The 9,904-nt window shown below is 63.7% G+C and carries 8 protein-coding genes; 7 read left to right on the forward strand and 1 reads right to left on the reverse strand.

Annotation, left to right across the window (positions count from 1 at the left end; genetic code table 11):
* Positions 1–58 precede the first annotated feature (58 nt).
* On the forward strand, positions 59–787 hold the full coding sequence (locus tag GYA94_RS28675) for a methyl-accepting chemotaxis protein (RefSeq protein ID WP_371105830.1): 729 nt from the start codon (positions 59–61) through the stop codon (positions 785–787).
* 106 nt (positions 788–893) lie between these two features.
* Here GYA94_RS28675 and GYA94_RS10435 read toward each other — a convergent pair whose 3' ends face one another.
* Complete coding sequence (locus GYA94_RS10435) at positions 894–1,934, reverse strand: threonine aldolase family protein (RefSeq protein WP_054906170.1); 1,041 nt, start codon at positions 1,932–1,934, stop codon at positions 894–896.
* A gap of 342 nt (positions 1,935–2,276) precedes the next feature.
* Here GYA94_RS10435 and GYA94_RS10440 point away from each other — a divergent pair, with 342 nt between their 5' ends.
* The 6 genes from GYA94_RS10440 (at position 2,277) to purU (ending at position 9,839) form a co-directional block, all read left to right on the forward strand.
* Positions 2,277–3,530, forward strand: coding sequence for a serine hydroxymethyltransferase (locus tag GYA94_RS10440; RefSeq protein WP_009683372.1), 1,254 nt, complete (start codon positions 2,277–2,279; stop codon positions 3,528–3,530).
* A 15-nt stretch (positions 3,531–3,545) separates the two neighbouring features.
* Entirely contained in the window at positions 3,546–4,796 is a 1,251-nt protein-coding gene (locus tag GYA94_RS10445) for a sarcosine oxidase subunit beta family protein (RefSeq protein WP_003255680.1), read from the forward strand.
* Positions 4,797–4,810: 14 nt separating this feature from the next.
* A complete protein-coding gene (locus GYA94_RS10450) occupies positions 4,811–5,146 on the forward strand; it encodes a sarcosine oxidase subunit delta (protein WP_009683373.1) in 336 nt (111 codons plus the stop codon).
* Positions 5,143–8,157, forward strand: coding sequence for a sarcosine oxidase subunit alpha (locus tag GYA94_RS10455; RefSeq protein ID WP_047150218.1), 3,015 nt, complete (start codon positions 5,143–5,145; stop codon positions 8,155–8,157). Before GYA94_RS10450 ends, GYA94_RS10455 begins: the two co-directional genes overlap by 4 nt.
* Before the next feature lie 179 nt (positions 8,158–8,336).
* On the forward strand, positions 8,337–8,969 hold the full coding sequence (locus GYA94_RS10460; protein ID WP_009683376.1) for a sarcosine oxidase subunit gamma: 633 nt from the start codon (positions 8,337–8,339) through the stop codon (positions 8,967–8,969).
* Between the two features lie 12 nt (positions 8,970–8,981).
* Complete coding sequence (gene purU / locus GYA94_RS10465) at positions 8,982–9,839, forward strand: formyltetrahydrofolate deformylase (protein WP_009683377.1); 858 nt, start codon at positions 8,982–8,984, stop codon at positions 9,837–9,839.
* The last annotated feature ends 65 nt before the right edge of the window (positions 9,840–9,904 follow it).

The raw sequence follows: 9,904 nt of genomic DNA on the forward strand, positions 1-9,904 counted from the left end.
GACACAGGTAGTGGACAACACCGCCGAGCGCTCTGGGCGCCAGCAAGACATGACCGCAATGGTCGCCACCGCCGTGCACGAGATGGGCCTGACCGTGCAGGATATTGCGCGCAACGCCGGTCAGGCAGCTCAAGCGTCGCAGGCGGCACGGGATGAGGCATTGCAGGCGCGCGAGGTGGTGCAGCGGTCGGTGCGGGGCATCGAGGGCATGTCGGGCGACATTGGCAAGGCCGCCGATGCGGTCAGCCAGTTGGCTGATGAAGTGGCCTCGATCGATGAAGTATTGGCGGTAATCCGCAGTATTTCCGAGCAGACCAACCTGTTGGCGCTGAATGCCGCCATCGAAGCTGCGCGGGCAGGGGACATGGGACGCGGTTTTGCCGTGGTCGCCGATGAAGTACGGACACTGGCCCGGCGCACGCAGTTGTCCACCGATGAAGTGCAGCAGATGATCCAGCGCCTCAAGCAAGGGGCAGGTTCAGCGGTGACTTCGATGCAGGCAGGGCAACAGGCGACGGGCACCGGGGTGGAAGCGAGCCAGCGTACAGGGGCGTCGCTGGGTGCGATTACTGATCAGGTGGAGCACATCAGCGACATGAACCACCAGGTGGCTACGGCGACTGAAGAGCAGTCGGCAGTGACCGAGGAAATCAATCGCACGGTGCAGGGGATTTCCGATCTGGCGCGTGAGACGGCGGCCGAGGTGCAAGGGTGCCGGGAGGAATGTCAGGCGTTGCGTAGCTTGGCTGATGACCTGGCGCGGCAGATGGGTGGGTTCAAACTTTAGATTGGGGTTGGCTTCTTCGCGGGCTTGCCCGCTCCCACAGGTAATGCACAGCGCTCGAAGGCGGCGGTAACTCTGTGGGAGCGGGCATGCCCGCGAATGCAAGCTGTCAGGCGGTGATTATGCTGCGGATATCCGCCGCCAGCTCACGCACCCGCTCTTGCTCGGTATCCCACGAGCACATGAACCGCGCCCCGCCGCTGCCAATAAAGGTATAGAACCGCCAGCCTTTGCCCCGCAGTGCTTCAATGGCGTGTTCCGGCATCTGCAGGAACACCCCGTTGGCCTCCACCGGGAACATCAGCTCGACCCCCGGCAAATCACTCACCAAAGATGCGAGCAGCTGCGCGCACTGGTTGGCGTGGCTGCCATGGCGCAGCCAGGCGCCACCTTCCAGCAGCCCCACCCACGGCGCCGACAGGAAGCGCATTTTCGACGCCAGCTGCCCCGCCTGCTTGCAGCGGTAGCCGAAGTCCTCGGCCAGCTGGCGGTTGAAGAACAGGATCGCCTCGCCCACCGCCATCCCGTTCTTGGTGCCGCCAAAGCACAGCACGTCGACGCCGGCCTTCCAGGTCAGCTCCGCCGGGCTGCAGCCCAAGAACGCGCAGGCATTGGTGAAGCGCGCGCCGTCCATGTGCAGGTTAAGGCCCAGTTCCTTGCAGGTGGCGCTGATGGCCTTGAGTTCGTCGGGGCGGTAGACCGTGCCGACCTCGGTGGCCTGGGTGATGGTGACCACGCGGGGCTTGGGGTAATGGATGTCCTGGCGCTTGAGCGCCACTTCGCGGATGGACGCCGGCGTCAGCTTGCCGTGCACGCTGGCTGCGGTCAGCAGCTTGGAGCCGTTGGAAAAGAACTCGGGTGCGCCGCATTCGTCGGTTTCGACGTGGGCGGTCTCGGAGCAGATCACGCTGTGGTAGCTCTGGCACAACGAGGCCAGGGCCAGGGAGTTGGCGGCAGTGCCATTGAAGGCGAAAAACACTTCGCAGTCGGTTTCGAACAGCTTGCGGAAGTACTCGGCCGCGCGCTCGGTCCATTGGTCGTCGCCATAGGCGCGGTCGTGGCCGTGGTTGGCCTTCTCCATCGCCGCCCAGGCTTCGGGGCAGATGCCGGAATAGTTGTCGCTGGCGAATTGTTGGCTCTTGTCTGTCATGACACTACTGTCCTGTGAACGACGCAGATCAGCACTCTAAACCATCGATTCGGCGGTTGCCTATACAAGCTGTGCAACAGTCGGTTGCTGGGTTGCCTGTGCTGGCCGCTTCGCGGGCAAGCCCGCTCCGCCAGGGTTACCTCAAGCCCTCAGAACACCGCCATACCTGTGGGAGCGGGCATGCCCGCGAACGGGCCGGCAGCAACGGCAAAAAAACGAATGTCGTAAACGCGCCATTGCAAGGCGTGCGCAGGCATCTGACCTACCCCGCCCAGTCATAACATCGCCACAAAGGGCCGCAGTGCCCCACGACAAAAAACGATCGCTGCCGGGAGATACACGATGTTCAGCAAGCAAGACCAGATCCAGGGTTACGATGATGCACTGCTGGCGGCGATGAATGCCGAAGAGCAGCGCCAGGAAGACCACATCGAGCTGATCGCCTCGGAAAACTACACCTCCAAGCGCGTGATGCAGGCCCAAGGCAGCGGCCTGACCAACAAATACGCCGAAGGCTACCCAGGCAAGCGCTACTACGGCGGCTGCGAGCACGTCGACAAGGTAGAGGCTCTGGCCATCGAGCGCGCCAAGCAACTGTTCGGCGCCGACTACGCCAACGTTCAGCCGCACTCCGGCTCGTCGGCCAACGGCGCTGTCTACCTGGCCCTGCTGCAGGCTGGTGACACCATCCTCGGCATGAGCCTGGCCCACGGCGGCCACCTGACCCACGGCGCCAAAGTGTCGTCCTCGGGCAAACTGTACAACGCTGTGCAATACGGCATCGACACCAATACTGGCCTGATCGACTACGACGAAGTCGAGCGCCTGGCCGTCGAGCACAAGCCGAAAATGATCGTTGCCGGTTTCTCGGCCTACTCCAAGACCCTGGACTTCCCGCGCTTCCGCGCCATCGCCGACAAAGTGGGTGCACTGCTGTTCGTCGACATGGCCCACGTGGCAGGCCTGGTCGCCGCTGGCCTGTACCCGAACCCGATCCCGTTCGCCGATGTGGTCACCACCACCACCCACAAGACCTTGCGTGGCCCGCGTGGTGGCCTGATCCTGGCCAAGGCCAACGAAGAGATCGAGAAGAAGCTCAACGCCGCGGTCTTCCCGGGCGCCCAGGGCGGCCCGCTGATGCACGTGATCGCCGCCAAGGCCGTGTGCTTCAAGGAAGCCCTGGAACCTGGCTTCAAGGCCTACCAGCAACAAGTGATCGAAAACGCCCAGGCCATGGCCCAGGTGTTCATCGACCGTGGCTATGACGTGGTGTCCGGCGGTACCGACAACCACCTGTTCCTGGTCAGCCTGATCCGTCAGGGCCTCACCGGCAAGGATGCCGACGCAGCCCTGGGCCGCGCGCACATTACCGTCAACAAGAACGCCGTGCCGAACGACCCGCAATCGCCGTTCGTGACCTCGGGCCTGCGCATCGGCACCCCGGCCGTCACCACCCGCGGCTTCAAGGTCACCCAGTGCGTGGCCCTGGCCGGCTGGATCTGCGACATCCTCGACAACCTCGGTGACGCAGACGTGGAAGCCGATGTGGCGAAGAACGTCGCGGCGCTGTGCGCTGATTTCCCTGTTTACCGCTGAGTGGAGTAAACGACAATGCAACGCTATTCGGGCTTCGGCCTTTTCAAACACTCCCTCAGCCACCACGAGAACTGGCAGCGCATGTGGCGCACGCCGACCCCTAAAAAGGTCTACGACGTGGTGATCGTTGGCGGTGGCGGCCATGGCCTGGCCACGGCCTACTACCTGGCCAAGGAACACGGCATCACCAACGTGGCCGTGATCGAAAAAGGCTACCTGGGCGGTGGCAACACTGCCCGTAACACCACCATCGTGCGCTCCAACTACCTGTGGGACGAGTCGGCCCACCTGTACGAGCACGCCATGAAGCTGTGGGAGGGCCTGTCCCAGGACCTCAACTACAACGTCATGTTCTCCCAGCGCGGCGTGTACAACCTGTGCCACACCCTGCAGGACATGCGTGACTCCGAGCGTCGCGTATCGGCCAACCGCCTGAACGGCGTGGATGGCGAGCTGCTGAACACCGCCCAGGTCGCGGCCGAAATCCCCTACCTGGACTGCTCGAAGAACACCCGCTACCCAATCCTTGGCGCCACCGTGCAGCGCCGCGGCGGCGTGGCCCGTCACGACGCCGTGGCCTGGGGCTTTGCCCGTGCCGCCGACGCCCTGGGTGTGGACCTGATCCAGCAGACCGAGGTGATCGGTTTCCGCAAGGAAAACGGTGCCGTCATCGGCGTGGAAACCAACAAGGGCTTCATCGGCGCCAAGCGCGTCGGCGTGGTCACCGCCGGTAACTCGGGGCACATGGCCAAGCTGGCCGGCTTCCGCCTGCCGCTCGAATCGCACCCGCTGCAAGCCCTGGTGTCCGAGCCGATCAAGCCAATCATCGACAGCGTGATCATGTCCAACGCCGTGCACGGCTACATCAGCCAGTCCGACAAGGGCGACCTGGTGATCGGTGCCGGTATCGACGGCTGGGTCGGTTACGGCCAACGCGGTTCGTACCCGGTGATCGAGCATACCCTGCAAGCCATCGTCGAAATGTTCCCCAACCTGTCGCGCGTTCGCATGAACCGCCAGTGGGGCGGCATCGTCGATACCTCGCCGGACGCCTGCCCGATCATCACCAAGACCCCGGTCAAGAACATGTTCTTCAACTGCGGTTGGGGTACTGGCGGCTTCAAGGCGACCCCGGGTTCGGGCAACGTCTTTGCCGCGAGCCTGGCCAAGGGCGAAATGCACCCACTGGCTGCGCCGTTCTCCATGGACCGCTTCTACAACGGCGCACTGATCGACGAACACGGCGCCGCCGCCGTCGCCCACTAACCGGAGACACCGTCATGTTGCATATTTTCTGTCCCCACTGCGGCGAGCTGCGTTCCGAAGAAGAGTTCCACGCCTCTGGCCAGGCGCACATCGCCCGCCCGCTGGACCCGGCTGCCTGCTCCGACGAGGAGTGGGGTACCTACATGTTCTACCGTGACAACCCACGCGGTATTCACCACGAACTGTGGGACCACGTTGCCGGCTGCCGCCAGTACTTCAACGTCACCCGCGACACCGTGACCTACGAAATTCTGGAAACCTACAAGATTGGCGAAAAGCCGCAAGTGACCGCCAACGGTAAAGCCGCCAGCGCACCGTCCGCCGTCAAAGGCCAAGGGGAAAAAGTATGAGCCAGACCTATCGCCTCGCCAGCGGCGGCCGTATCGACCGCAGCAAGGTCCTGAACTTCACCTTCAACGGCAAGACCTACCAGGGTTATGCCGGTGACAGCCTGGCCGCCGCGTTGCTGGCCAACGGCGTCGACATCGTTGGCCGCAGCTTCAAGTACTCGCGCCCCCGCGGCATCATCGCCGCCGGTACCGAAGAGCCGAACGCCATCCTGCAGATCGGCTCCAGCGAAGCCACCCAGATCCCCAACGTGCGTGCCACCCAGCAGGCGCTGTATGCAGGTCTGGTCGCCACCAGCACCAACGGCTGGCCGAACGTCAACAACGACGTCATGGGCATCCTGGGCAAGGTCGGCGGCAGCATGATGCCGCCGGGCTTCTACTACAAAACCTTCATGTACCCCAAATCGTTCTGGATGACTTACGAGAAGTACATCCGCAAGGCAGCCGGCCTGGGCCGTGCACCGCTGCAGAACGACCCGGACAGCTACGACTACATGAACCAGCACTGCGACGTGCTGATCGTCGGTGCCGGCCCTGCTGGCCTGGCAGCAGCACTGGCCGCCGCGCGCAGCGGTGCCCGGGTGATCCTGGCCGACGAACAGGAAGAGTTCGGCGGCAGCCTGCTCGATACCCGCGAAACCCTGGACGGCAAGCCTGCCGCCGAATGGGTCAGCGCCGTGGTCAAAGAGCTGGAAGGCCTGCCGGAAGTGACCCTGCTGCCACGTGCCACGGTCAACGGCTACCACGACCATAATTTCCTGACCATTCACGAGCGCCTCACCGACCACCTGGGCGACCGCGCCCCGATCGGCCAGGTACGCCACCGCGTGCACCGTGTGCGCGCCAAGCGCGTGGTACTGGCTGCCGGCGCCCACGAGCGCCCGCTGGTGTACGGCAACAACGACGTGCCGGGCAACATGCTGGCCGGTGCCGTGTCCACCTACGTACGCCGCTACGGCGTGGCCCCGGGCCGCAAGCTGGTGCTGTCGACCAACAACGACCACGCCTACCGCGCGGCGCTGGACTGGCACGATGCCGGCCTGCAAGTGGTCGCCATTGCCGATGCCCGCCACAACCCGCGTGGTTCGCTGGTTGAAGAAGCGCGTGCCAAAGGCATCCGCATCCTTACCTCCAGTGCCGTGATCGAGGCCAAGGGCAGCAAGCACGTGACCGGCGCCCGTGTGGCGGCGATCGATGTGCAGGCGCACAAGGTCACCAGCCCTGGCGAAACCCTTGAGTGCGACCTGATCGCCTCTTCGGGCGGTTACAGCCCGATCGTTCACCTGGCATCGCACTTGGGCGGTCGCCCGGTATGGCGTGACGACATCCTCGGTTTCGTACCGGGCGATGCGCCGCAAAAACGCGAATGCGTGGGTGGCATCAACGGCGTCTACGCCCTGGGCGATGTGATTGCCGATGGTTTCGAAGGCGGCGTTCGCGCGGCCACCGAAGCCGGTTTCAAGGCCACTGTTGGCACCCTGCCGAAAACCGTTGCGCGCAAGGAAGAGGCCACCGTGGCGCTGTTCCTGGTACCGCACGACAAGGGCACCAAAGGGCCGAAGCAGTTCGTCGACCAGCAGAACGACGTGACCGCCGCCGGTATCGAACTGGCCACCCGTGAAGGTTTCGAGTCGGTCGAGCACGTCAAACGCTACACCGCGCTGGGCTTTGGTACCGACCAGGGCAAGCTGGGCAACATCAACGGCCTGGCCATTGCCGCCCGTTCCATCGGCATTACCATTCCGGAAATGGGTACCACCATGTTCCGCCCCAACTACACGCCGGTCACCTTCGGCGCGGTAGCGGGTCGCCACTGTGGTCACCTGTTCGAGCCCGTACGCTTCACCGCCCTGCATGCCTGGCACGTGAAGAACGGCGCCGAGTTCGAAGACGTCGGCCAGTGGAAGCGCCCGTGGTACTTCCCCAAGGCCGGTGAAGATATCCATGCTGCCGTGGCCCGCGAATGCAAGGCCGTGCGTGACAGCGTGGGCCTGCTGGACGCCTCCACCCTGGGCAAGATCGACATCCAGGGCCCGGATGCCCGTGAGTTCCTAAACCGCATCTACACCAACGCCTGGACCAAGCTCGACGTGGGCAAGGCCCGCTACGGCCTGATGTGCAAGGAAGACGGCATGGTCTTCGACGATGGCGTAACCGCCTGCGTCGGCGACAACCACTTCATCATGACCACCACCACCGGCGGCGCGGCCCGCGTGCTGCAGTGGATGGAGCTGTACCACCAGACCGAATGGCCAGAGCTGAAGGTGTACTTCACTTCGGTCACCGACCACTGGGCCACCATGACCCTGTCCGGCCCCAACAGCCGCAAGCTGCTCAGCGAGCTGACCGACATCGACATGGACAAGGAAGCTTTCCCGTTCATGACCTGGAAGGAAGGCAACGTAGGCGGTGTACCGGCCCGGGTGTTCCGTATTTCGTTCACCGGTGAGCTGTCGTACGAAGTGAACGTGCAGGCCAACTACGCCATGGGCGTGCTGGAACAGATCATCGAGGCGGGCAAGAAGTACAACCTGACCCCGTATGGCACCGAGACCATGCACGTTCTGCGCGCCGAGAAGGGCTTCATCATCGTCGGTCAGGACACCGACGGCTCGATGAACCCGGACGACCTGAACATGAGCTGGTGCGTGGGCCGCAACAAGCCGTTCTCGTGGATCGGCCTGCGTGGCATGAACCGCGAAGACTGCGTGCGTGAAAACCGCAAGCAGCTGGTGGGCCTGAAGCCGATCGACCCGACCAAGTGGCTGCCGGAAGGCGCCCAACTGGTATTCGATCCCAAGCAGCCGATCCCGATGGACATGGTTGGCCACGTGACCTCCAGCTATGCGTCCAACTCGCTGGGCTACTCGTTCGCCATGGGCGTGGTCAAAGGCGGCCTCAAACGCATGGGCGAGCGCGTCTACTCGCCGCAGGCGGATGGCAGCGTGATCGAGGCGGAAATCGTGTCTTCGGTGTTCTTCGATCCGAAGGGTGAGCGGCAGAACGTTTGACTCCGGGCCCTGTGGGGGCAGGCCAGGCCCAATCGCCGGCAAGCCAGCTCCCACAGGATCGATGCAGCTTTGAAGGTTGGTGAGTTCCCTGTGGGAGCTGGCTTGCCGGCGACAGGGCCGGTAGCCCCAACACAAACGCTGCGTCGCATCGACGAACCAGAATTCAAGGCAGGTAAGAAATGAGCGCTATCAACGTCTTCCAGCAAAACCCCGGCGCCGAGGCCAAGGCCCAGTCGCCACTGCACCACGCCGACCTGGCCAGCCTGGTTGGCAAAGGCCGCAAGAACGCAGGCGTAACCCTGCGCGAAAAGAAGTTTCTCGGCCACCTGACCCTGCGCGGCGATGGCCATGACCCGGAATTCGCCGCGGGTGTACACAAGGCCCTGGGCCTGGAGTTGCCAGTTGCCCTGACCGTGGTGGCCAACGGTGACACGTCGCTGCAATGGGTCGGCCCCGATGAGTGGCTGCTGATCGTGCCTGGCGGCCAGGAACTGGCGGTCGAGCAAAAGCTGCGTGCAGCCCTCGAAGGCCAGCACATCCAGGTGGTCAATGTGAGCGGCGGGCAAAGCCTGCTGGAACTGCGCGGCCCCCATGTACGTGAAGTGCTGATGAAGTCCACCAGCTATGATGTTCACCCGAACAACTTCCCGGTGGGCAAGGCCGTCGGCACCGTGTTCGCCAAGTCGCAACTGGTGATCCGCCGTACCGCCGAAGACACCTGGGAACTGGTGATTCGCCGCAGCTTCGCCGACTACTGGTGGCTGTGGCTGCAGGACGCTTCGGCCGAGTACGGCCTGAGCATCGAGGCTTAAGGAGCGCAGAACATGAGTCGGGCACCGGATACCTGGATTCTCACCGCCGACTGCCCGAGCATGCTCGGCACCGTCGACGTGGTGACGCGTTACCTCTTCGAGCAGCGCTGCTACGTGACGGAGCACCACTCCTTCGACGACCGGCAGTCGGGGCGTTTCTTCATTCGCGTGGAGTTTCGCCAGCCGGACGATTTCGATGAAGCCGGCTTTCGCGCCGGCCTTGCCGAGCGCGGCGAAGCGTTCGGCATGGTGTTCGAGCTGACCGCCCCGAATCACCGCCCCAAAGTGGTGATCATGGTGTCCAAGGCCGACCACTGCCTGAACGACCTGCTGTATCGCCAGCGCATTGGCCAACTGGGCATGGACGTGGTCGCGGTGGTGTCCAACCACCCCGACCTCGAGCCCTTGGCGCATTGGCACAAGATCCCGTACTACCACTTTGCCCTCGACCCCAAGGACAAGCCTGGGCAAGAGCGCAAGGTGTTGCAGGTCATCGAGGAAACCGGTGCCGAGCTGGTGATTCTTGCGCGCTACATGCAAGTGCTGTCGCCTGAGCTGTGCCGGCGCCTGGACGGCTGGGCGATCAACATCCACCACTCGCTGCTGCCGGGGTTCAAGGGCGCCAAGCCTTATCACCAGGCCTACAACAAGGGCGTGAAGATGGTCGGTGCCACGGCGCACTACATCAACAACGACCTCGACGAAGGGCCGATCATTGCCCAGGGCGTCGAGGTGGTGGACCACAGCCATTACCCGGAAGACCTGATCGCCAAGGGCCGCGACATCGAATGCCTGACCCTGGCGCGGGCGGTGGGGTATCACATCGAGCGGCGGGTGTTCCTCAACGCCAACCGGACTGTGGTTCTGTAATAACCTGTACCGACCTACAGGTATTGCGTGAACTCAAAGCCAGCGCACTACCTGTGGGAGCGGGC

Origin of the sequence: Pseudomonas juntendi, assembly GCF_009932375.1 — a bacterium.
Taxonomy (GTDB): domain Bacteria; phylum Pseudomonadota; class Gammaproteobacteria; order Pseudomonadales; family Pseudomonadaceae; genus Aquipseudomonas; species Aquipseudomonas juntendi.

What these genes read in the sequence shown, in the direction of transcription:
- GYA94_RS28675 (WP_371105830.1), top strand. Translation starts at nt 59, where the DNA reads ATGGTCGCCACCGCCGTGCACGAGATGGGCCTGACCGTGCAGGATATT.
- GYA94_RS10435 (WP_054906170.1), bottom strand. Translation starts at nt 1,934, where the DNA reads ATGACAGACAAGAGCCAACAATTCGCCAGCGACAACTATTCCGGCATC.
- GYA94_RS10440 (WP_009683372.1), top strand. Translation starts at nt 2,277, where the DNA reads ATGTTCAGCAAGCAAGACCAGATCCAGGGTTACGATGATGCACTGCTG.
- GYA94_RS10445 (WP_003255680.1), top strand. Translation starts at nt 3,546, where the DNA reads ATGCAACGCTATTCGGGCTTCGGCCTTTTCAAACACTCCCTCAGCCAC.
- GYA94_RS10450 (WP_009683373.1), top strand. Translation starts at nt 4,811, where the DNA reads ATGTTGCATATTTTCTGTCCCCACTGCGGCGAGCTGCGTTCCGAAGAA.
- GYA94_RS10455 (WP_047150218.1), top strand. Translation starts at nt 5,143, where the DNA reads ATGAGCCAGACCTATCGCCTCGCCAGCGGCGGCCGTATCGACCGCAGC.
- GYA94_RS10460 (WP_009683376.1), top strand. Translation starts at nt 8,337, where the DNA reads ATGAGCGCTATCAACGTCTTCCAGCAAAACCCCGGCGCCGAGGCCAAG.
- purU (WP_009683377.1), top strand. Translation starts at nt 8,982, where the DNA reads ATGAGTCGGGCACCGGATACCTGGATTCTCACCGCCGACTGCCCGAGC.